At 35.5% G+C, this 22971-nt stretch carries 18 protein-coding genes; 9 read left to right on the top strand and 9 right to left on the bottom strand.

The genetic code is table 11. The features are described 5' to 3' along the window. Positions 1 to 20: 20 nt before the first annotated feature. Positions 21 to 2003: a c-type cytochrome gene (locus J2Y60_RS00635; RefSeq protein WP_309912775.1), complete on the top strand. Its 1983-nt coding sequence runs from the start codon at positions 21 to 23 to the stop codon at positions 2001 to 2003. A 134-nt stretch (positions 2004 to 2137) separates the two neighbouring features. Here J2Y60_RS00635 and J2Y60_RS00630 read toward each other — a convergent pair whose 3' ends face one another. The 4 genes from J2Y60_RS00630 to J2Y60_RS00615 all read right to left on the bottom strand — a co-directional run bounded on the left by J2Y60_RS00630 (position 2138) and on the right by J2Y60_RS00615 (position 5931). Next, the gene (locus tag J2Y60_RS00630; protein ID WP_309912777.1) at positions 2138 to 3316 is read right to left on the bottom strand and encodes a hypothetical protein; all 1179 of its coding nucleotides are present in this window, start codon (positions 3314 to 3316) and stop codon (positions 2138 to 2140) included. Between the two features lie 75 nt (positions 3317 to 3391). Beyond that, complete coding sequence (locus J2Y60_RS00625) at positions 3392 to 4180, bottom strand: DUF3298 domain-containing protein (protein ID WP_309912780.1); 789 nt, start codon at positions 4178 to 4180, stop codon at positions 3392 to 3394. A gap of 126 nt (positions 4181 to 4306) precedes the next feature. Then, positions 4307 to 4918 (bottom strand): methyltransferase domain-containing protein, encoded by a 612-nt coding sequence (locus J2Y60_RS00620; protein WP_309912782.1) that lies wholly within the window; start codon positions 4916 to 4918, stop codon positions 4307 to 4309. A gap of 59 nt (positions 4919 to 4977) precedes the next feature. Next, the gene (locus J2Y60_RS00615; protein ID WP_309912784.1) at positions 4978 to 5931 is read right to left on the bottom strand and encodes a hypothetical protein; all 954 of its coding nucleotides are present in this window, start codon (positions 5929 to 5931) and stop codon (positions 4978 to 4980) included. Positions 5932 to 6421: 490 nt separating this feature from the next. On the opposite strand from J2Y60_RS00615, the gene nadB reads away from it, so the two are divergent. Beyond that, positions 6422 to 8005, top strand: coding sequence for an L-aspartate oxidase (nadB, locus tag J2Y60_RS00610; protein ID WP_309912786.1), 1584 nt, complete (start codon positions 6422 to 6424; stop codon positions 8003 to 8005). A gap of 128 nt (positions 8006 to 8133) precedes the next feature. Here the strand turns inward: nadB and J2Y60_RS00605 are convergent, their stop codons facing one another. The 3 genes from J2Y60_RS00605 to J2Y60_RS00595 form a co-directional block, all read right to left on the bottom strand. Then, positions 8134 to 9375 (bottom strand): nucleoside transporter C-terminal domain-containing protein, encoded by a 1242-nt coding sequence (locus J2Y60_RS00605; RefSeq protein ID WP_309912788.1) that lies wholly within the window; start codon positions 9373 to 9375, stop codon positions 8134 to 8136. A 158-nt stretch (positions 9376 to 9533) separates the two neighbouring features. Then, complete coding sequence (locus J2Y60_RS00600; RefSeq protein ID WP_309912790.1) at positions 9534 to 10076, bottom strand: YfiT family bacillithiol transferase; 543 nt, start codon at positions 10074 to 10076, stop codon at positions 9534 to 9536. A gap of 510 nt (positions 10077 to 10586) precedes the next feature. After that, positions 10587 to 10712, bottom strand: a complete 126-nt coding sequence (locus tag J2Y60_RS00595; RefSeq protein ID WP_309912792.1) for a hypothetical protein — start codon at positions 10710 to 10712, stop codon at positions 10587 to 10589. 53 nt (positions 10713 to 10765) lie between these two features. Here J2Y60_RS00595 and J2Y60_RS00590 point away from each other — a divergent pair, with 53 nt between their 5' ends. The 7 genes from J2Y60_RS00590 (at position 10766) to J2Y60_RS00560 (ending at position 21037) form a co-directional block, all read left to right on the top strand. Next, positions 10766 to 13945 carry a SusC/RagA family TonB-linked outer membrane protein gene (locus tag J2Y60_RS00590; protein WP_309912794.1) on the top strand — a complete coding sequence of 1060 codons (3180 nt, stop codon included), beginning with the start codon at positions 10766 to 10768 and terminating at the stop codon, positions 13943 to 13945. Positions 13946 to 14035: 90 nt separating this feature from the next. Further along, complete coding sequence (locus J2Y60_RS00585; protein ID WP_309912796.1) at positions 14036 to 15505, top strand: SusD/RagB family nutrient-binding outer membrane lipoprotein; 1470 nt, start codon at positions 14036 to 14038, stop codon at positions 15503 to 15505. A gap of 42 nt (positions 15506 to 15547) precedes the next feature. Beyond that, positions 15548 to 16030, top strand: a complete 483-nt coding sequence (locus J2Y60_RS00580; RefSeq protein ID WP_309912799.1) for a hypothetical protein — start codon at positions 15548 to 15550, stop codon at positions 16028 to 16030. 435 nt (positions 16031 to 16465) lie between these two features. After that, positions 16466 to 17638 (top strand): aminotransferase class I/II-fold pyridoxal phosphate-dependent enzyme, encoded by a 1173-nt coding sequence (locus tag J2Y60_RS00575; RefSeq protein WP_309912802.1) that lies wholly within the window; start codon positions 16466 to 16468, stop codon positions 17636 to 17638. 66 nt (positions 17639 to 17704) lie between these two features. Beyond that, positions 17705 to 19249 (top strand): flavin monoamine oxidase family protein, encoded by a 1545-nt coding sequence (locus J2Y60_RS00570; protein ID WP_309912803.1) that lies wholly within the window; start codon positions 17705 to 17707, stop codon positions 19247 to 19249. A 28-nt stretch (positions 19250 to 19277) separates the two neighbouring features. Beyond that, positions 19278 to 20231 (top strand): hypothetical protein, encoded by a 954-nt coding sequence (locus J2Y60_RS00565; RefSeq protein WP_309912805.1) that lies wholly within the window; start codon positions 19278 to 19280, stop codon positions 20229 to 20231. Positions 20232 to 20494: 263 nt separating this feature from the next. Further along, a complete protein-coding gene (locus J2Y60_RS00560) occupies positions 20495 to 21037 on the top strand; it encodes a DUF4136 domain-containing protein (RefSeq protein ID WP_309912807.1) in 543 nt (180 codons plus the stop codon). A 64-nt stretch (positions 21038 to 21101) separates the two neighbouring features. Here the strand turns inward: J2Y60_RS00560 and J2Y60_RS00555 are convergent, their stop codons facing one another. After that, on the bottom strand, positions 21102 to 22079 hold the full coding sequence (locus tag J2Y60_RS00555; protein ID WP_309912809.1) for a GSCFA domain-containing protein: 978 nt from the start codon (positions 22077 to 22079) through the stop codon (positions 21102 to 21104). Between the two features lie 7 nt (positions 22080 to 22086). After that, positions 22087 to 22950, bottom strand: coding sequence for a DUF4249 family protein (locus tag J2Y60_RS00550; protein WP_309912811.1), 864 nt, complete (start codon positions 22948 to 22950; stop codon positions 22087 to 22089). Between the last annotated feature and the right edge of the window lie 21 nt (positions 22951 to 22971).

The following is a 22971-nucleotide window of genomic DNA, read 5'->3' as shown; positions in this document are numbered from 1 at the left end:
TTTTAAATCTGAAAAATCAAATGAATATCAAAAATATAACACAGTCGTTCAGCCATTCCCTTACCAAAATAGGTTTAGCTTTGGCAATGACTACTGGAGCTTTCGCGCAGGATGGTCCAACTGAAAATGATTATTATAAAATTGCCAAACTTCCTATTCCAGAAGGAATCGTCTTAGAAGTAGGTGGTTTGGTTACTTTACCAAACGGTGATTTAGCAGCCTCTACTCGTCGTGGAGATGTATATATTATCGAAAACCCAAATTCAAGCTCGCCAGTGTTTCGCAAGTTTGCCAGTGGTTTGCATGAGATTCTAGGGCTTGCTTACAAAAACGGAAATCTTTATTGCGCACAAAGAGGCGAATTGACAAAACTAGTTGATAAAAACGGAGATGGTAAAGCAGACCGTTATGAAACTGTTTACTCATGGCCAATCTCTGGACATTATCATGAATACTCTTTTGGCCCTAAAATTGGCCCAGACGGAGCATTTTATGTAACTGGAAACGTTGGTTTTGGAAATTCTGACTGGTGGGCAGGGAAATCGTTTGTACCTTGGAGAGGCTGGACAATGAAAATTACTGAAGATGGTAAAATGACTCCTTATGCAGCGGGTATGCGTTCTCCTTGCGGAATAGGGATGATTGACGGTCAATTCTTCTACGGAGATAACCAAGGAGACTGGATGGGTTCTGGTTTTATCTCACAAGTTGAAGAAGGAGACTTTATGGGTCACCCAGCTTCATTGGCTTGGGCTGCTCGTCCAGAATCACCGGTAAAAATGCGTGCTGAAATGATTTATGCTAAGGTTGACCCAAGGGATAATCCGAAAGTTAAACCTGAATATGTGAAGAATGAGCCGATGACTACGATTTACGAAATGGGCAAAACTACTTATCCAAACATGGGCATTAAGTCGCCAGCAGTTTGGTTACCACACGGTGTATTGGGAGTTTCTACATCAGAAATTATTCAAGATGACACACAAGGAGGATTTGGACCATTTGCAGGTCAAGTTTTTGTGGGTGACGAAGGGATGTCTAAAATTGCACGTGTATTCTTAGAAAAAGTAAATGGTAAATTCCAAGGTGCTTCATTTGATTTCAGAAGTGGTTTCCGTTCAGGTGTATTAAGAATGGCTTGGGGAACAGATAAGGCCATGTTCGTAGGTGGAACAAACCGTGGTTGGGGTTCTACAGGGAAAGAAGCTTTCGGTTTAGAAAGATTAGTATTCTCTGGAAAAATGCCTTTCGAAATGAAAGCTGTGAGAGCGATGCCAGACGGTTTCGAGATTGAATTCACTTTGCCAGTTGACAAGAAAACGGCTGAAAATGTAAACAATTATGATGTATCTAGCTATACATACAAATACCACCCTGTGTATGGTAGCCCAATTGTTGACAGAAAAGATAATGCTGTAAGAGGAGCAAAAGCAAGTGAAGATGGTTTGAAAGTAAGAATAGTAGTGGATAATTTACGTGAAGGTTATATTCATGACATTAAGCCAGAAGGCGTACTTTCAGCAACTTCACATTTGAATTTATTACACGGGTCGGCATACTATACATTGAACAGCATTCCTCAAGGTGCAAAAGCTAATATTACGTTGGTAACACCAAAAACACGTGAACAACGCGAGCGAATCGATATGGGGGCTAAAGTAAATACGCCAGACAACCAAATGAAAGAAGCAATGCCAACGGCTGCTGGCGAAAAAGCTAAAGCAAAAATGACATCAAGCGTAATTTCAGATGCAGAGGCGATGAAATTATTGAGCAAAAGTACTTGTTTGGCTTGCCATAAAGTGAATGAGCGTGCTGTTGGGCCTTCATATCAAGAAATCTCAAAAAGAAAATATTCGGCTGCTCAAATCGAAGCATTGATTTATGAACCAAAGCCTTCAAACTGGCCAGAGTTTGCAACACCAATGCCACCGATGGCTCACTTACCAAAAGGCGATGTTAAGAAAATAGCTGCTTGGATTAGTGCGATGGGTAAAAAGTAAAGAGCTTTTTTATATTGAAAAAACTCCAACGGAGTCGGAAATTGATTTTTTCGACTCTGTTGGAGCTTTTTGGTATTTACTTATTATTAGGTTTCTTGTAGAGATAAGTTTAAAGGAAAAATATCTATCCCTATTTATTCTGATACTATAAACCAAGGAATATCAAATCGACCTTTCATAAAATAAATATTTACGTTGTCATTTTTGCCAAGTTGATTGTATAATTCTTCAGGAACCGTTACTTCATTAATTTCCTTTTGGTATCCCCAAGATGTCAGTTCTAAGTGATAAGTTGTTGCTTTCCCTGAATTAATTCTTTTACTCAAGACAGTTGCATTAAAGTTTTCGGGTACCGATTGGTCATATATGCAATTCAAAGCAATTACTGCCCCATAAGAATAGCCGAATAGAAAAATTGAAAACCCCAAAAGTCTCAAATAGTCTTTTACTTTGTTAAACTTAAATTCCTTATTTCCAATTGTTAGAATTGCGATGTAAGCTAAAGCTATTAGGATAGTTGGTATCCAGACATTTGAATAGTCAAAAATATTATAATCAAGCAAGGCCCTTATACAAAGACCCATACTCGGAGCAAATATTGCCAAAAAAGCTGTTGGATAAGCACTATCTTTCTTGTCATCAGTTCTAATTAAGCCTTTAAAATATCTTATTATACATACACAAATAACTGGAAAAATAATTGAAGCAGTCATTGCATATTCATAAGGATTGGCTAAAAAAATAGTCCAAGCTCCAATTATTCCTCCTATCCAATTTAGGTATTTTGCAGTCTTATGAGCTTTTATCAACTGCTCTTCTCTCTGTTCTATAGTCCATCCAAACTCTTCATTATTTAATATTTCTTCCTTTTCTTGCTTAGATTCAACAACATTAAGGTCTGAGTAGTTTTTTGATAACCATACTACAATTTCATTCGTATTTTCAAAATATTTACTGACTTTGAGTTGCTTTTTATGCTCATTATTTGATTCTATAATGATGTATTTATCAGTAATTCTATATCCCATAATTTCATCAAACATCAACTCTCTATTTGAAAATGTACTAACAATAAAAACTTGTTCCTTATCAATCACTAACTTACTTTTCTTTGTTTCTATTATACCTACTATCATCAAGGCAATCATTATTAATGAAATTGAGATAATAAACCAATAAGCAGTGGAATTCATATCTTCATTCATTGACGGGATAAAAGACATCATTAAAGCCCAAGAAAACAATACAATTAGTAATGTAGCACTTACATACATAAAAATTGCCCACCCTTTAGCTATTTTATATTCTCTCATAGTGTGTTTTATTTGATTTTTTGCTGTGCTTATAGATTAGTATTTGGTTATGTATTATTTATGGGGGATAAATATTTATTGCCTAAATTCGGCTTTTATATATTTAAAAAGCTTAGTCTTATCTATGGTAGCTCGTTGCATACCATAGGCATAACTGGCTATTTCATAGTCGTCAAAATTGAAATTTATTGTCTTTTCGTTAAAATTAAAGTCAAAGTCATAAAATTCATCTGCTTTTATATACTCGTCTTTAAAAGTTGAATTAATCAGTTTTAGTAGCGAGTCACTTTCATTTTTAGATTGAAATATAAAATAGTCATAAAATTTGATTTGTTTTTTTCTCTTAATATCATAATTAAAAGAAAAGTAGTCCGATTTTGGATGCGGTGCACCCGCTCGATAAACTTCAATATATAATAAATAACTTAATACATGTTTGTCCTTATAAAGCTCTACTGGGCTAACTATAAACTCACTGCCTATTGCTGTTTTAAGTAGTGGTTCATCTTTCAGCATTTTATCTACACTAATTACAAATTGATTTTTCTTATCGGTGATTATCGTATTTAAAAGTTTGTCGGCAGAAAATAATTGTTTGCCTTTTGTTTTTGGCAAAATAATTTCAATTGTCAATAAATGGAGTTTGTCATATATAAAAGTTGTGTCAAGAATTATATCACGTGTAATAATGAACTTTGGCTCATTTGTGGAGGTTTGATTTAATTCGGTTATAAGTGAACTATCAGATTTATATATACTATCAATAGACAGAATATGTTTGTTTTTACTCGTGGATATTTGGTCACTTTGTTGTCTACAAGCGTTGAGTAATAATATTACCCAAAGTAAAAGTATGTGTTTCATTATATTGTGCCTAACACTCTAATATGCAAATTTTATATCATTACAATATCTCCAATTTACCCATTCCAAAAAGAAACCAAAAACATCACATTCTCTAATTACAAAAAACTTATTAAACGGTAAATTTCATGGTATAATACAATTATGTTGCTCTCTAAGAACAGTGAGAAAATTTGTAATGGTTTTCATTCGTATTGAGTTTTTTCTTTTCCTAAAACAAAAAATCTTCACATTATTCCCTTTATGAACAGTTTCTCGAAGTACAAAATCGTACTTTTCTACCAATTCAATTAACGCACTTTCTAAAAACAATAGTTTTAAACAGCCTTCGTGTATTTCACCTAAATAGGTGGCTAATTGCTCCTCAATAAAAAGCAATCCTTCTTCTTTTAATACTTCATAACTATCTTTAATCATTTCAGTAGGAAACGAAAATTCGTGAAGACTATTAATAATTAATACTTTGTCGAAGCTATTTTTAGGGAGCAAGCTTGAATGTTCTGTGCCAATGACAGGGATAAATTTCCCCTTAATTGGCTTTTTCATCATTTTTTCATAGAACAGAATTCCTTCGTTTATTTCCTCCTCATTGCATAAATCTGCATCAATATCCTGTAGATAAAACGTTAAATTATCCACTTGTGAGGCAAAGTAGATTTCCCACACACCTCCACTAGCCCCAATAGAAGCAATGGTTTCTCCACTTTTAAATTGGTATGTTTTTAAAGATTTTTCCATAAAAAAGCCCTTTGCGATGAAAGGGCTATCCATATTAATACGATATTTTATTGGCTACTTTATTTAATTTCAAAACTTCCTCCTCCTATCTTATATCCTTCACAATATACTTCTGTCGTATAATGCCCAACTCGGTATTTAGCCATACCGCCTCGGGCATACACAAGCTCTACTCCTTGCCCATTATTCTGATACAAAATATCTTTCTTAACTGTATAACTGGTTTGTTTGCCTGCCAACTCAAAATTTCCAGAACCTGCATTACTGTCGTATAAAACGGCTCCATCAGGGTCTAACACTCTTACATATATAGATTTCACATCTTGTTTAGCAATCAGATTAGGTTGTAATTGAAACACTATCTTGATTTTATCAACCTTCGATACTCTATAAACACCGCTATCTCTTTCTTTATTTTTTCTTGAAATAGCAATCACTTTTACCGATTGAGTCTGTAGGGCTGATGCCAAACTTACTTTTGCCGTAAGGGCTTGGTTTCTTTTGGTATAAGCTTCTAGCGAATCACTCAGTCCTTGCTTTTCTATTCTCAAAGTAATGTTCTCTGTAAATAACAAGGCATTTTCACCAGATAGACTCCTATTCTTTTCTGCTAGTTTGCTATTTTCCTTTTTGAATTTACCGATTTCAGTGTCCTTCTTGGCTAATAAACTTACATAATCCTTAATCTTACTTTCAAAGTGGGCAACCGATACATTATTTGCTTTCCGTAATAGCATTCTATCATTTTCTAATTGCTTTTTTGTAGCTTCCAAATCTTCAACCTTCCCTCCTAGTGATTTTATTTGAGCAATTTTGGCATCTAACTGAATACCTATAGAATCTAATCGAATACTTGTTGCAGATAATTCTTTTGCTTTTTGATGTATAATTACGTCCTGATTCTTCTTAAAATTGTTAGCATCAAACAACAAATAGGCAAGAATCCCCACTATAATAGCTAAAAAACCCGTCACCGCTTTCCAAATGCTACTACCTTTTGTTGTCTCTTCCATAAATAATTTAAATTTTGGCAAGCACTAGTCTATGGCTAACCTAATAATTTCATTGAGTTTCCGAATTTAATAATTCCGACTGGTTTAGAGAAATTTTTAACTGGAAAGTTCTCAGTCAAAAAGCCTTTAATTATACCATTTAAGCTACTTTGGCTGCTAAAACATGCATGAATATCATATATTTATCTATGCTTTTTATCCTGATTTACCGAATTAAAGCTTAAAACTTTAGCACCTAATTACATTGTTCTATGCAAAATTGATGCCCACTTTTTACAAAAATATGTATTCTATCTTAGAAACTACTGTTCACTGCCTAAACATTTCCCTTACTATATATAAAGATTAGTCCCTTACCTAAAAGCATTGTTTTATATAAATTCCAACTCAAAGTATAAATAAAGAAGTTTTTAAAATAACTTTGTTTATTCATGACATTAAAAATTTACATTAACTTATAAAATGCGGGCGGCAAGCCGTTTTCATCATTATGCCCCAATACGACTTTCTAGTTATCGGCTCAGGCATCGCAGGGCTTTCATATACAGCAAAAATTGCTGCCTATTTTGAGGAAAAAGGAAAAGATATTAAGATTGCTATCCTCACTAAAACCATAGAAGAAGAAAGCAATACAAAATATGCACAGGGAGGTATCGCTACTGTTTGGAAAGATGATGATTCTTTTGAAAAACATATCAATGATACGATGATTGCGGGCGATTTTATGTCGAATAAAAGGGCTGTCGAAATTGTGGTAACTGAGGCTCCTGAACGCTTAAAAGAGCTAATTTCTTATGGGACAAATTTTGACAAGAAAAATGATGGCTCTTATGATTTAGTAAAAGAAGGCGGACATTCTGACCAACGAATTTTACATCATAAAGACTCTACTGGTAACGAAATTGAAAGGGCTTTATTAGAGAAAGTAAAGTCTTTTAAAAGTGTTGATTTCTTTACACATTATTTTGCTATCGACCTTATAACGCAACACCATTTAGGCGAAAAAGTAACGAAGGATACCCCTGACAAAAAATGCTTTGGGGCTTATATTTTTAATACCCTTACTGGTAAAACTGAAACCTTTCTGGCTAAAACTACGCTGTTGGCCACTGGTGGTATCGGACAGGTTTATCAAAGTACTACCAACCCTACCATTGCAACGGGTGATGGCATTGCGATGGCATATCGTGCAAAAGCCTTTGTAGAAGGCATGGAGTTTATCCAATTTCACCCTACCTCATTGTATCAACCTGGTAAAAAGCCTTCGTTTTTGATTTCAGAAGCTGTACGTGGTCATGGTGGTATTTTAAAGAATATTGACGAAACTACTTTCATGGAAAAGTATGATGACCGTTTGTCATTAGCACCACGTGATATTGTAGCCCGAGCGATTGACTCTGAAATGAAAAAAAATGGTGTTGACCATGTATATCTAGATACTCGTCATCTTGAAAAAGAGGATTTCAAACACCATTTTCCTATGATTTATGATTATTGTAAAGATAACCTTGGCTTAGACATTACGGGTGATGACATGATTCCTGTAGTACCTGCACAACATTATCTCTGCGGCGGGATTAAAGTAAACGAACATTCACAGACGAACATTAATTTCCTTTTTGCGGCTGGTGAATGTTCTTCTACAGGACTGCACGGTGCTAACCGATTAGCCTCAAATTCGTTACTCGAAGCCATTGTATATGCACATCGTGCTTTCTTGAAATCAATCGAAACCTTTGAACAAAATGTACTTCCAACGAATATTCCTGATTGGAATGATGAAGGGACAACTCATCCAGAAGAATTAGTATTGGTAACGGAAATGGCACGCGAACTGGAATCAATTATGAGTAACTACGTGGGTATTGTAAGAACAGACCGACGTTTGAAAAGAGCCTATGACCGTCTGGAGCTAATTTATATTGAACACGAAGAACTGTACAGACAATCTAAAATATCTGTTCAAATCAATGAATTGAGGAATATGATTAATGTAGCTTACTTAGTCATTAAAGATGCCAGAGCCAGAAAAGAAAACAGAGGTTTGCATTACAATCTTGATAATATTAAGTAAATAAAAAAGAATGCTCAAATTCTTTCTATTAGGTGGCGACTTAAGTCACCACCTAATAGAAACGGGACATAAAAAAACCTGACGTTTGATTAAACGTCAGGTTTTTTTATGAAATCTTATCAATATTATTATAGCAATAATCCCGCTAAAGTAGCTGATAAATAACTAGCCAATGTACCGCAAATTAATGCTTTAAAACCTAATTTGGCTAAGTCTGTACGGCGTTCAGGAGCTAATTCGCCAATACCACCAATTTGAATTGCTACCGAACTGAAATTAGCAAAACCACATAATGCAAAACTGGTAATAGCCAGTGTCTTTGCATCTAGTGTTGATTTAATTTTAACTAAATCTAGGTAAGCTACAAATTCGTTTACAACCATCTTAGTACCCATCAAAGCACCTGCTACTTGTGTATCTTTACTAGGTACACCCATTGCCCATGCAAAAACAGAGAATACATTTCCTAGGATAAAGTTCATGCTTAAGTTAGGCATTCCGAAAACGTAGAAGCCAATGTGCCATAAAATCGAATCTATCAAAGCAATTAAAGCAATAAAACCAATCAACATTGCAATTACATTAAAACCTACTTTAAGTCCTTCAGAAGCACCCGAAGCAATAGCATCTACTAAGTTTGAGTGTACTTTCTTGATTTCTAGCTGAACAAAACCTTGTGTTTCTGATTGCTCAGTTTCTGGATATACAATTTTAGAAATCACCAAAGCCCCCGGAGCAGCCATGATACTTGCAGCTAATAAATACGATGCCGGTACGCCTAATTTAATATAAGTAGCCATTACGCCACCAGCAATACAAGCAAAGCTACCCGTCATAGAAGCTAATAATTCAGATTTGGTCATACCTTTTAAATAAGGCTTAATCATAATCTGCGCCTCTACTTGACCCACAAACGCAGAGGCTGCATTTGAAAGGGCTTCTGCTCCACTTACTCCCATCAGCCAGTGCATACCTTTAGCCAATACAGCAATGACTCTTTGCATAATTCCAAGATGGTAAAGAATATTCACCAAAACGGCTACAAATACAATTGTTGGAATTACTTTAAAAAAGAAGACAAAATCATGCCCCGGCCCAAAAGCTTTTGTCATCAATTCTGGTTGAACCAAAGAGCTAAATACAAACTCTGCTCCTTTATCAGCTTTTTCTAAGAGCTGATTTACCATCTCTCCTAACTTTGTAAAGAGCTTTTTCCCAATATCAGTTCGTAAAATAAAAACGGCCAACCCAAACTGTAAAGCTAAACCAACCCCAACTGTTCGGTAATTAATTGCTTTTCTATTATTTGACATCAAATAGGCTATTCCTAAAATTAATACTATTCCAATAAGTCCTGTGAAACGTTCCATGTACAAAGGGTTAATACCAAATCTTTAAAGTGGTTGTTGAATGAAAGGTTAAAGATAAGAGAAAAAAGATGAAAGGCGATAAATGCTGAAAACTAAAACAACCACATAGCTATTTTTTGTATTTTAACAAGATTCACCTTCTCGCTTTTTTTATAAAACTATATTTCCATTCGTTTTCTTAGTTCGGTAATATGGGCGGTATGATGCCTCCCATGCCATGAATACATACCTGTAACTGTACGAAGACTATTGGCGTGCATGGTGGCTGGATGAATAAATGTTCTTTCAAGTTGTTCTGCCGTCAGCGACTTCAACATCATAATCCATCGCTTGTGCAATACCTCTAAGAGTGTCAATGACCATTCAATAGGACCATTTTTACCATCTTCTAATTCCGCCCAAAATTGTTCTTCGTAAGGCCTGATAGTAGGAGTATCTTCGGTAAGTGCCAATTTAAAACGACAATAGGCATTCATGTGCGAATCTGCTACATGATTAATCACTTGGCGGATGGTCCAGCCTTCTGGGCGATAGGGTAATTCTAGCTGTTCTTCAGTTAAGCCTTCTACTGATTTTTTAAGTAAGGTAGGTAGTTCAGAGATATCATCAATCCAAGATTTCAATAAATCATCTGTAATTTCATCGGGCTTACTAAATATTCCAATCGGGTAACGCAATTGTTCTAAGGATAGATTTTCCATAAATATTGTTTTTGTTATTGTATTCGAAATACAATATAATCGAAAATTCGATTAGTTAAATAAACAATATATATCTTCTTAATAATTAAGTAGTTTACACTAACACATCTCACCATGAATAAAAGGATATTTATACCATCAATCAAAAAATAAGAATTATCATTTTATTAAATAAATTTTTAACTCCTCTTAGAAACATTATATTTATTATAAAATTTTAAATAATAAAATATTTTTTTGACATTGTATTTGAAAAATTCATGGAATTATGTTTGGTATTTTAAATAAATCCATTATAATCGTACTTAGAAATAAATAAAAAGCGAAATAAAAAATGGTTATTTAGCATTTCTATAAAACTCTTTGAATTTTACATTAAGTATAATTTCTCATACATAAAACCAGCAAACTAAAAGAATACCATTTCCCGACTTCCAAAAGTCAAAATAACTAATTCCTTTATTTAATAGAGTACTTTCCAAAAACAACGCTTCAACTTATACAATTTTATTAAATCACAATTCCCCACTTTCCTTTACAAAGTGGTGTGGCTGTTCCTATTGATTTAAAAATCTTAACTACCAATTTACCATTGCCTTTGATGTCAAAATCTCTGGCCTGATATGCTATTGCCATTATTGAATCACGATTGCATTATTAGATTACCAACCATATAACAACTAATATTTATGAACAAAACTTTACTCTTCTTATGGGGAATACTGTTGGTTTCGTCCACAGTCTTTTCTCAAAAACAAAGTGTGACAGGTACGGTCACTTCTTCTGAAGATGGAGCTCCAATGCCCGGAGTAACCGTATTAATCAAAGGAACTACAAGTGGTACAAATACAAGTAGTGAAGGTAAATTTAGCATAGCGTGTCAATCTAAAGATGTATTGGTTTTTACTTTCGTAGGTATGACACCTTATGAAGTTCCCGTGGGTTCGCAGACATCCATCTCTGTAAAAATGAAACCTGATATTATGCAACTCAGCGAAGTGGTTGTTACAGCTCTAGGTGTTCAGCGAGACAAAAAAGCACTGGGTTTCTCACAACAACAACTTAAAGGTGAGAGTGTTACAGAAGCAAGGTCTTCAAACGTAGCAAATGGACTTTCTGGTAAAATAGCAGGGTTCAGGGTAAATACTAGCTCAGGGCCAGGGGCTGCTGCTACTATCCAGATTCGTGGTTCTTCATCCGTTTCTGGTAATAACCAACCTTTAGTCGTTATTGATGGCGTACCTATTCAACAATCTTTCGACAAACAATTTGGTTCTGGATTATCAGAAGTAAATCCTGATAACATCAAAGATATTGCGGTTTTAAAAGGGCCAAATGCGGCAGCACTTTATGGCTCTAGAGCAGCCAATGGGGTTATTTTGATTACTACCAAAAATGGTAGTGGGATGAAAGGAATCGGGGTTGAAGTAAACTCGAATTTTGTAGCAGAAAGACCTTTTATTTCACCCAATTTTCAAAATACTTATGGGGGTGGTAACGGCTATCGTACTTGGTATAATGATGGGTGGAGTGGTTCTATCACAGACCCTACAGAGATTGCTCAATACAGAGCTGCCTATGGTCCAAATGCTCCATTAAGTGGTACTGAAGGTACAGACGAAAGCTGGGGTGCGCCAATGGATGGTCGTTTGGTGCGTCAATGGTGGACAGGCAAAGATGTTGCACCGCTTACACCCCAACCTAATAATTACCAAGAATTCTGGCAAACTGGTACGGCTTTTACAAACAATGTGGCTGTTTCAGGGGGTAATGAAAAAGGTAATTTCCGCTTATCATTAGGTCATCTTGACCAAAAAGGAATTATGTATTTCAATGATTTTCACCGTAATAACTTCAAATTCAACTCTGGGTACAACTTTACAAACAAATTTAATGTAACACTATCTGCCGAATACATTAAGTCTTGGGCTGATAACCGTAGTTATGCATCTGGACAGGAATTTATCTGGTCGCATAGACATGTTTCGTGGGACCAACTACGTGACTGGCAGTCGTACACTGGTACACATATTCAGCGTGCCGTTGCAGGAAAACTACCTGATAGCGACCCACCAAACTGGCAACATACTTTCTTTACTAACCCATATTATACTCAAGAAAAACTGCCTTATTCTAATGACAAAGATCGCTTAGTAGGTAACATCGCCTTCAACTACAAAATATTGCCTTCGTTGAGTGTAATGCTAAGAACAGGAACTGATGTTTGGTCTGATACCCGTATTAACATTGTCAATTTTGAAAGAGTAAGAAATGGAAACCGTACACCGGGTCGTTTCTCAGAAGAAGTACTCCGCAGACAAGAAACTAACACAGATGCGATACTAACGTATAACACAAACGTTAATAAAGACTTCTCTATTAATGCTCAAGTTGGAGGAATCGTAAGAACAAACTATTATAAAAGGAATTACCTGTATGTAGGTGAATTAGTAATTGATGGATTGTATAATGCTGGGAATGCCGTACCAAGTCAAAACACCATTGCTTCGACTATCACCAAAAGTGAAGTACAAAGTGCCTTTGGTTCTGTTAATTTAGGGTTTAGGAATGCCATTTTCTTAGATTTAACCGCTCGTAACGATTGGTCATCTACACTTCCTGCCAATAATAGGTCATACTTTTACCCGTCAGCTTCCTTGAGTGCTGTGTTTACAGACTTGATAGAAGGAATAAAAGGCGATGTACTTTCATTCGGTAAGGCTCGTTTCAGTTTAGCGCAGGTAGGTAACGATGCAGACCCTTATCAGCTTTCTCAAACCTATCGTGCTGGTACTTCATGGAACGGAGCGACGCCTGAATTTGCAGAAAACACTACTATTTCTAACTCAACCCTTAAGCCTGAAATTACTACTGGACTTGAAGCTGGTTTAGACCTCCGCATGTTTAAAGGCAAATTAAATTTAGACCTTACCTATTATGAACAAAAAACCAAGAACCAAATTCTTGGTGTAGAAATCTCAAAAGCTTCGGGCTACAATACTCGTATTTTGAATGCTGGTCAAATCACCAACTCTGGTATTGAAATTACCCTTTCGGGTACTCCATTGAAACTCTCGAATGGTTTTGGTTGGGACGTAAGCTTCAATTTTGCTCGTAACAGAAACAAAGTGGTTGAATTAGCAGAAGGCTTGACTACCTATGTTCTAAATGAGCGTCGTGGTTTAACGTCCGAAGCTAGGGTTGGACAGCCTTACGGAACATTATATGGCTATGGTTTTGAGAGAGCTCCAGACGGACAATTACTGATGGTTAATGGTTTGCCACAGCTTTCAACAACGCAAAAAATATTAGGTAATATTCAGCCTGATTGGATAGGTGGTTTCACTAACACATTTTCTTATAAAAACTTCTCTTTAACTACGCTGATTGATGTACGTATGGGGGGGGATATTTTCGATGAAGGAACGGCTAATGCACGTTGGACGGGTCAGTATGCAGAAACAGCCATTGGTCGTGAAGAAGGCGTAATTGGCAAGGGCGTTATGGTAGTATCTACTAATCCAGATGGAACAAAGGTATATGCACCCAACGACATCATCGTGAGTGCCAACCAATACTATGGCTATAACAACCCACGTCGTTATCATGAAGCCGCTATTTTTGACGGTAGCTATGTAAAACTTCGTGAGGTATCATTCGGCTATAAGCTCCCTACAGCCCTTGTTAAAAAGCTTGGATTCCAATCAGCAAAAATTTCAGCAGTTGGTCGTAACGTGTTGATGATATTCAAAAATCACCCACATCAAGACCCAGAAATTGATGCCAATGGTGGTAACAAGCAAGGCTTTGGTTACGGAGAATTACCTTCAACAAGAAGTTTAGGCGCTAACTTATCTTTTAGCTTCTAAACACAACCTGACGATAAACTTTAATCATTCTGAGAGTTGTATTCAAACTAATTTACAAAGCTCAGATTCATTTAAAAAGATTATTATAACATGAGAAAATATAGCAAAATATACCTGCTGGCTGCCTGCATTATTTTAGGGTCAGGGTCTTGCACAAGTACTTTCGACAAAATGAATGTTGACCCCAACAATCCCTCGTCGATTACCCCTCAGTTTCTTTTACCAACAGGTATTGAAAGTTCTATCGACCGCTACTGGGGACATAGAACCCGTTTTGAAAGAATAAACTTGGATGGTGCTGCGCTGTGGATACAACATCTTACAAGAAATATTTATTCAAACGAAGGTGACAACTACGGTATTTCGCAAGCATTGCCATTAAACAACTGGAAAGGCTTTTTTAATGACGCACAATCAAACTTCAACAGAATCATGGTTATTTCTGGAGAAAAAGGGACTGCTCCGAACGCCAACTATGAAGGGATTGCTTTGGTAATGCGTACTTGGACATTCTCTATCATCACTGATATGTGGGGCGCTATTCCTTATAGCGAGGCATTAAAAGGTACAGCAACAGACCCTGTATATACGCCTGCTTACGATTCTATGGAAAAAGTGTATGCAGGAATGCTTGAAGATTTGAAAGTAGCCAATGAAAAATTGAATGTAGCTGGCCCAGCGGTTTCTGGTGATATTCTTTATAGTGGTAATATATTGAAATGGAAAAAATTTGCTAACTCATTACGTTTGCGTTTAGCAAACCGTCAGGCCGCTAAAAAATCGGTTGAGTCAAGAGCAATCATGCGTGAAATTTTATCAGATGCTACAAAATACCCAATCTTCACTAGCAACGATGATAATGCTTCCTTGAAATGTACTACTATTTTACCAAGTAATAACGAGTGGAATCAGGTACTTATCCAAGATGGTAGAACCGACTGGAATTTAAGTAAAACGCTGGTTGATAAAATGAATGGTGTAAGTGATGCTAGAATTAAAGTATTCGGTAACCCTAATAAATCAGGTAAATATGAAGGGCATGCCAACGGCTTGCCAGATGCTATCGCTACTACTTATCTTGAAAGTAGTTCAACCATCGGAACATTTTTTACGGCTGCGGCTTCGCCCGAAGTAATCATGACGTATGCTGAATTGCAATTTATTTTGGCGGAGGCTAGCATTGATGGTGATATTACTGGTGATGCCCAATCTTATTTTGAAAAAGGTATTACGGCCTCATTCTCACAATTTGGTATTACAGGCGCTAGCGATTTAATTACAAAGTTGGGTACAGCAACACGTGAAAAAATATTGGACCAAAAGTGGATTTCTTTATTCGGACAAGGTATTGAAGCTTGGACGGAGTATCGCAGAACGGGGTATCCTGTTATGCCATCGCCTGACCCTAGAGCTGTTTTTGAAAATAATGCAATCATTCCAACAAGATTACCTTATCCTGGTTCTGAATATTCGTTGAATGCTAAAAATGTGGCAGAAGGTGAAAAATTAAACGGCGGACCAAATGATATGAAAACTAAACTTTGGTGGGCAGAAAAATAAGGCAAAATCAGTAGTTGAATTAAACATTAAATTAGAACAATCATGAAACACATAGATAAATTACCCCCAATTATTCTAATAGCTCTTTTTGCATTGTTAACGATGGTATCATGTAAAAACGTAGACGACCCTTTTGTACCAAGAGTAGTATCACCTGTTTTAGTAGCTATTGATGGAACCGCTCCTGGAGATTTTGCTACCGAGCCAACTATTAGCTATACAAAAACTGGAAACGTGGTTTTATCCGCAAGAATCCTTGAATTAGACAAGACGAATCTTTTGGATTATAAAAAAGGAATTGACTCGCTTCCTGTAGCCAATACTAAAATCACTATCACTTTGCGTAATACTGGCGCTGTGGTGGCTGAGCTAACAACGGATGCTAAGGGCAAAATAAGTGTGGAGAAAACTTGGCTAGCCCTAGGACTTTCTGCACCAGTATCTGGGAACAGCATTCCTCTCAATTGGAGTGGTAGTTATAAAGGTCAGTCCTTTACACGCCTATCAAGAGCATCCGTTAAATAACAAAACGTATCAAGAAAGTCTATAGGTTGAAGTCGTGAATATTATTTTTGTACAACATTTTTTATATAAATGAGTGTTTCCCTCTATTTAAATAAAAACTTATTTTATGTACTTTTGCAAAGTAATTTAAATAATTAGTAATTTTATCACCGAAAAAAGAAGTGTTTTTAAATATATTATCATTTATCAATACATTTTTAAACGAAAAAATTACACAAATCAATTTTGATTTTAAAAACTTTAAATTACCTTTAAATAAAAATAGTACAACAATCATACTTCATCAACTTATATAAATCAATTTCCGAATTCTACGGGGTTAATCACCCCGTAGGAGTTCAGATAATTTTCTTGTAGCGTTTTAATTGAGTATTGTAATAAGCTTTATTAACTTCATCATTAAATCAACTCATTCACTCTTAAACGTTGTGTGAAATGTCATCAAATCTGAATCGCCGTAACTGGCTTAAAAAAAGTCTTTTTGCAACCGCTGGTTTAAGTACAGCCAGTGCATTCATCCAAAAAGCTGCTGCTAGCCCTGTAGTTAGACAAGAACTACAATATAGCCTTCTCCCTGAGTTTTTACTAGAACAAGAATATTCTAATATACCTGTACCTGCCAAAACGCTTGTTAGACTAAGTGCTAACGAAAACCCTTGGGGGCCATCAGAAAAAACTAGACAAGCATTAATAGGTGCCATCGGTGATTCAAACCGATATGCTTTCAAACTTCGTGGTGATTTAATCAAAGCGATCGCCGAAAAAGAAGGTGTTCCTGAAAATTATATTTTATTAGGTGCTGGTTCTTCAGAGTTACTTACTGCTTCTTTAGTTGCTTATGGGCAAAAAGGAAAGATTCTGGTAGGTGACCCATGCTATATTTCTGGCAATGAAGAAAGAGTACCAATGGAAAAAGTACCCTTGACCAAAGATTATCAATACGATTTAGATGCTACGGCTGCCAGAATTAATGGTTCTCAAAGCTTGGTATACGTTACCAATCCTAATAATCCAATTGGCGCGGTACTCCCTTCTGAATCATTTAGTGCTTTCATTGATAAGGTTTCAGACAAAATCACTGTTCTTTCAGACGAAGCCTATATCGATTATGCCAAAGACCCTAAAACAGCTTCAATGATTCCAGCGGTGAAAGCAGGTAAAAATGTTTTAGTGTTGCGTACGATGTCTAAGCTATATGCTTTTGCAGGTTTACGTTGTGGATATGCGATTGCTAAACCTGAGATTCTGAAAATGATTCAACCATACTGCTCTGGTGGTTTTGATATGTCTGTTCCTTCTTTTGCCGCAGCTATTGCAGCATTTAAAGATACAGAATTTCAACAATTGACTTTAAAGAATACTGAAGAGTCAAAACAGTACTTGTATTCATTCTTAACCAAAGCTGGATATACATACATACCGTCATCTGCCAATTTCGTGATTTTCCCACTAAAAATGAAAGGCTCTGATATGCTATCAAAAATGGCAGCAGAAGGTGTCATGCTTAGAAAATGGGAATTTGATCGTCAACATTGGTGCAGAGTTTCAATCGGAACTATGGACGAAATGAAGGCATTTGCCGACGCCTTTACCAAGGTTATTTCTTAGTTCTGTAATTCCTTGTGAAAATGCGTGTTTGTTTAATTCTCACAAGGAATTACTAATTTGCGACAGATGACAAGAAGAGATTTTATCGAAAAAACTGGCTCTGCCAGTTACCTAACCATGCTCGGCTTCGGCTTAATACCTGAAGCCAATGCAAAACCACTTAATTTACAGCGAAATAAGGCTAATAAAAAGATTGTTATTTTAGGGGCTGGTTTAGCTGGAATGTCAAGTGCTTATGAATTAATAAAATTAGGATATGATGTCACCATTTTAGAAGCAAGAAGTCGCCCGGGGGGAAGAGTTTGGACAGTAAGAGGGGAAACAACAGAAACTGAGATTGGTGGCACTACACAAGTTTGCAAGTTTGATAAAGGTCTTTATTATAATGGTGGAGCGGCCAGAATTCCACATAATCATACGCTTTCTTTACACTATTGCCGTGAATTTAATATCCCCTTGGAGATATTCATGAACGTAAATGAAGGAGCTTATTATTATTCAGAAGGAACTGGTAAATTATCAAACAAACCCATTAAAATAAGAGAAATTCATGCTGACGTGCGTGGATATACTTATGAATTGTTATCAAAGTCAATTGATAAAAAAGCACTCGACGAAGAAGTAACCAAAGAAGACCTTGAAAAATTAAGTGCATACTTAAAAGAAGAGGGCGATTTGGATATTATGAAAAAGTACAAAGGTTCTGAACGTCATGGATATAAACGTCAAGGTGGATACGGAGAACAAACTCCTGAATTAGCCTCACCACATTTATTGCATGACATTATTGAATCGGGGCTATTTCATCCTGCTTTTTCAAATATTGGTGAATATACTTTCAATCAACAACCCGTCATGTTACAACCTGTTGGTGGAATGGATGCTTTACCTTATGCTTTTGCCAAACGATTAGAAGGTAAAATTCAATTTCAGGCTGAGGTGCAAGAAATAAGAAAAACCTCGCCTGGTGTTAAAATTATTTACAAAGACAAAACGGGTACTGTTAAAGAAATATTAGGCGATTACTGTATTTGTACCATCCCTTTGCCTGTTTTAAAAGGTATTACGTCTGATTTATCATCGGATATTCGTAGAGCGGCTGATTTTGTGCCTTATATGAATACTGGTAAAATCGGATTACAATTTAAAAGAAGATTCTGGGAGGAAGACGATAACATATTCGGAGGGATTTCTAAAACCAATATGGATATCACACAAATTTTTTATCCTTCATATAATTTTATGGGTAAAAAAGGAGTGTTAAAAGGTTATTACAACTTTCACGATAGGGCGTTAAGAATGGGCAACCTAAGCTTAGCCGATAGAGAGAAAGCAGCCTTAGAACAAGGTGGAAAAATTCATCCACAGTATAAAACTGAATTTGAAAACTCATTTTCATTAGCTTGGCAAAAAATTAATTATTCAAAGGGAGGATGGGCAGAATACAGTGAATCAGCGAGAAAACGCTTCTACCCTGCCCTCATTAAACCAGATGATGAAATTTATTTAGCAGGGGAACATACCTCTCACCTTACAGCTTGGATGGCTGGTGCTTTAGAGTCAGCAAATTCGGTAGTAACACAAATTCATAAACGAGTAAATGGAGCTTAGGCTTTGTCTCGTAAAACTAGCTTTCAGCATGAAGAAAATTATATATTTTATAACCTTACTTTGCTTTTCAACTAGCATTTTCGCACAAGAAGGCGAAAAAATGGGTATTAAACTAAGCGAATTTGAAGCAGTAAAGAAAATTGCTATCAAAAACTTGGACAAAGATACTTATGTAAAAGATGGTAATTTTATCTTAGACAACAGTACTTCTCCATATGTTTTTAAGTTCTCGGATGGTTTAGAAAGAAGAATTTACTTGTACAAAGTATTAGAAGTAGCTGGCATGAAAGAAATTGCCAATTTAATGATTTTTACAACGCCTAAAGACGGAAAGAAAATCAGTTTAGTAGTTCCTAATCCATTAGCAGAAAAAGAAACGTGGGGTAAATATATTGATGATCTGAAAGATGGAGAAAAATCAGTTTCAGGCTTTTCATCATGCGTTGCGTTCGTTTTAGCTAAAGAGTTCTCGGGCGTTGCTGGAGAAAAAGGCAAAGAAGAAGACAAATATGAATACTGCTTTCCTGCGGAAGCAAAAGTAACGATGGCTAATGGAGAAATAAAAAACATTAGTGAAGTGAAAGTTGGCGATTTTGTAACATCATATAATGCCAACAAAAAGATAGCAGAGCCTACGATTGTTGAAAAAGTGGATATTCACGAGAACAACGAATTTGACATTGTAAAGGTATTGTTAGTAGATCCAAGTGAGATGATTACGGCATCAGTTTCAGTAAAGTATCGATTAAAGGAACTTGAAGCGACGGGCAATCACCCTATTTTTACTGAAAATGGCAAAACAACAATTGCTGATTTAAAGGTGGGTCAAAGTGTATTTGTTTACGAAAATGAAACTAGAAAGTTCAAGAAGTTTAACGTATTTATTACCAAAGCTGGAACTAGAAAAGTAAACAAAGTTTATAATTTAATTACAGAGAAAAATAGTTATCTGGTAAACTCAGTAGTAGTTTTAAAGAAATAAAAATATTTAATTTTTTGAGATTGTTTTTGGATATTTCCGTAAATCCTTTCTCCTTTGGGGAAGGGATTTATTTTTTTTATAACACCCTCAGAATAAAATACTTACAAAAGTATCAGTGAAAATTATAGAATTATTAAAGCTAAAATTTGTGATTAAAATTCAATTAGTTAAAAAAAAAGTAAATAAAGTTATATTTTTAATATTTTTTCTACTACATTTGTAAAGGCTTAAACGCCAATATCCAAAAACAATCTTAAAAATTAATGAAACGCATAGTTGTTACAACATTCATTGTTGGACTTCTTGCTACTTCATGCACTCGGGAAGTAATACAAGTGAAAGCTAATAACGACTTTCATGCAATAAATACCGAAAATCGTTCTTTTGCGATAGTTCAAGAAGTGAGTCGCCCACAGGAATCAAAGTCATCGTTAAACGAAATGGTGATTAAGGAAGAGATAGAGAAGCAGATGGAAATACGAGGCTATACAGAGAGCGATAATGCAGATGTTTTAGTTTCTTATGCTATTTATGATAAAAATCTCAGTATGCAAGATGTTAAAGTATCTATAAATACTTCTTTACAGCACGAAACACTTGATGTATATCGAAAAAGCTTGAATAATGGCACATTAATCATTACGATGATTGACAAAAACTCAAACAAAGTATTTTGGATGGGCTATGCTTCTAAAATTTTGAAATCAAACAAATCTTTAGCTAATAGAGATTTAAAAAATATTACCAGAGCAATTTTTGATAATTATAGAGTAACCGCCAACAATTATTTGGCAAAAAACAATTAACTATCCTCTTATACAATACCATTTAACAATGAAGCTCTGAAAACCTCGATTCTATCGAGGTTTTTTATTTTTGGGCTATTCGCTCTTTCACCAATTCAATCTCGTCTGACACATCAACTGTCGAGCTTATTCGGCTTAAATCTGACAATAGATTGTTTAGAAATTTCTGATGGGCATCTGATTGTTCATTGAAGGGACGATGTGACAGCCTTTTTTTTATTTGAGTCCATTCTGCTACGAATGCTTTTAATTCTTCATCAAAATAAGTGTCTGTGAATTTTTCAAAAATATACTGCTCCGCTACTTCATTAGGGTGAATTAAATCTGCTTTATAGAAGCGATAATCACGCAAATCGTCCATCATTATTTCATAAGAAGGGAAGTATTCAACATCGCTATAATCTGTCGTTAGATAATGACATGCTGCACGTAGGATAGATTTTGAAACCTGATTTTCGGGAATACCGTCTTTTGTATGCCTCACTGGCGAAACCGTGAGGACGATTCTCAAATTCGGATTCGTTTCTTTCAATTGCTTATAAAGTATGGCAAAACTTTTACATATATCTTTTACGCTTAGTAAGTCTTTTTCAAAATATTTACTTGGCATTTTATGGCAATTAGCTACATAAGCAGGATATTCCAAGAGCTTGTAGATAAAAGCTGTTCCGAAGGTAATAATCAGGAAATCTGTATGAAGTAATTGAGTAGATAAGCCTTTAAGATGTTTGTCGATATTATCCCTAAGCACATCCTTAGATTGAGCAAAGAATTGTGAATGAAAATCGTAATGAAACCAAGTTTTTTGATGCTCGACAAACAAGCGTTCGTCGGCAAATTGATAATCTGGAGAGAGGATTTTAAAAATCGAAAGAGGGTTAAATAATGTCCCCAGTGGATTCACTTCGATTTTGATCTTATTATTTTTCAACTGATTCCCAACCACATCAGCAAAGCAAGAGCCTAGCGTGATTAATTGGGAATCAATTGTAATTTTATTTTGTACAACTGGAATAGTAAATATTGTCCTAAATTCAGCCATCTATAGCTTATTTTTGTTTTACTGTAAATGCCAATGTGTCTGCATTTACTCCAGTAAAGATACCTAGTCCATTTGTAATGGTAGTAGGTGGCGTACTAATATTTTGTGAAGTACTTCCTGTGCTATTGTACAAAGCGGCATAATCTGGGTTTACTTTCAATAATACAAGATTGTGTTTACCAAAATATTGGAATTGCTGAGAACGCAACTGTGTTGAAGTTCCTTGTATAGGCTGACTTCTGAAACGTCTTGTTAAATCATTGAAATTAGTTGTAGTTGGCAAGGTAATAATCAACACAGGATTAGCTTCAATGTTATCTACTACCACAAAATGGTAATCGCTATTTGGATTACTCCATGATAAATTAACATCTTCATTACCATCAACAAAACCTCCACCAAAACCTCCGCCAGATGATAAGTTCAATTTTGTTCTTGCGATAGATGTAATATCCGTTTTGAAACCAACAGGTTTTGTAGGGATAATTGTACTCGCAGTTACAGCATTACCATTATATGTGAATGACAAATTGTAAGTAACTCCTACCTTTAATTTCACAGTTGAATCAGATTTGTACACACCCGCACCATTAGAAGTTAACGAATAAGTATTGGTGCCATCCGAAATTTTGATATTTAATCCATTGATTGGAGCTTCCGTATTTGAGGTATCTTCATTATAAGCAATTTCTTTTTTCACCGATAAAGAAATTGGCTTGCCTGCTACTAAATACGCTTCAACAACGGGTCTTGCACCACCTTCGATAAAGTTAGAATCTTTATCACAAGCCACAATCCCTAACAATGAAGCAAAGATTATGATGGCCAAAAGGTTATTTTTTGATGATATAAATTTGATATATGATTTCATTTGTCGTTTTTAATTTAGCCT

The sequence above is a fragment of the Arcicella sp. BE140 genome, from assembly GCF_031456255.1.
In the GTDB taxonomy this organism is placed as follows: Bacteria; Bacteroidota; Bacteroidia; order Cytophagales; family Spirosomataceae; genus Arcicella; species Arcicella aquatica.
This window is presented reverse-complemented; position numbering and strand designations above follow the sequence as displayed.

What these genes read in the sequence shown, in the direction of transcription:
- J2Y60_RS00635 (WP_309912775.1), top strand. Translation starts at nt 21, where the DNA reads ATGAATATCAAAAATATAACACAGTCGTTCAGCCATTCCCTTACCAAA.
- J2Y60_RS00630 (WP_309912777.1), bottom strand. Translation starts at nt 3,316, where the DNA reads ATGAGAGAATATAAAATAGCTAAAGGGTGGGCAATTTTTATGTATGTA.
- J2Y60_RS00625 (WP_309912780.1), bottom strand. Translation starts at nt 4,180, where the DNA reads ATGAAACACATACTTTTACTTTGGGTAATATTATTACTCAACGCTTGT.
- J2Y60_RS00620 (WP_309912782.1), bottom strand. Translation starts at nt 4,918, where the DNA reads ATGGAAAAATCTTTAAAAACATACCAATTTAAAAGTGGAGAAACCATT.
- J2Y60_RS00615 (WP_309912784.1), bottom strand. Translation starts at nt 5,931, where the DNA reads ATGGAAGAGACAACAAAAGGTAGTAGCATTTGGAAAGCGGTGACGGGT.
- nadB (WP_309912786.1), top strand. Translation starts at nt 6,422, where the DNA reads ATGCCCCAATACGACTTTCTAGTTATCGGCTCAGGCATCGCAGGGCTT.
- J2Y60_RS00605 (WP_309912788.1), bottom strand. Translation starts at nt 9,375, where the DNA reads ATGGAACGTTTCACAGGACTTATTGGAATAGTATTAATTTTAGGAATA.
- J2Y60_RS00600 (WP_309912790.1), bottom strand. Translation starts at nt 10,076, where the DNA reads ATGGAAAATCTATCCTTAGAACAATTGCGTTACCCGATTGGAATATTT.
- J2Y60_RS00595 (WP_309912792.1), bottom strand. Translation starts at nt 10,712, where the DNA reads ATGGCAATAGCATATCAGGCCAGAGATTTTGACATCAAAGGCAATGGT.
- J2Y60_RS00590 (WP_309912794.1), top strand. Translation starts at nt 10,766, where the DNA reads ATGAACAAAACTTTACTCTTCTTATGGGGAATACTGTTGGTTTCGTCC.
- J2Y60_RS00585 (WP_309912796.1), top strand. Translation starts at nt 14,036, where the DNA reads ATGAGAAAATATAGCAAAATATACCTGCTGGCTGCCTGCATTATTTTA.
- J2Y60_RS00580 (WP_309912799.1), top strand. Translation starts at nt 15,548, where the DNA reads ATGAAACACATAGATAAATTACCCCCAATTATTCTAATAGCTCTTTTT.
- J2Y60_RS00575 (WP_309912802.1), top strand. Translation starts at nt 16,466, where the DNA reads ATGTCATCAAATCTGAATCGCCGTAACTGGCTTAAAAAAAGTCTTTTT.
- J2Y60_RS00570 (WP_309912803.1), top strand. Translation starts at nt 17,705, where the DNA reads ATGACAAGAAGAGATTTTATCGAAAAAACTGGCTCTGCCAGTTACCTA.
- J2Y60_RS00565 (WP_309912805.1), top strand. Translation starts at nt 19,278, where the DNA reads ATGAAGAAAATTATATATTTTATAACCTTACTTTGCTTTTCAACTAGC.
- J2Y60_RS00560 (WP_309912807.1), top strand. Translation starts at nt 20,495, where the DNA reads ATGAAACGCATAGTTGTTACAACATTCATTGTTGGACTTCTTGCTACT.
- J2Y60_RS00555 (WP_309912809.1), bottom strand. Translation starts at nt 22,079, where the DNA reads ATGGCTGAATTTAGGACAATATTTACTATTCCAGTTGTACAAAATAAA.
- J2Y60_RS00550 (WP_309912811.1), bottom strand. Translation starts at nt 22,950, where the DNA reads ATGAAATCATATATCAAATTTATATCATCAAAAAATAACCTTTTGGCC.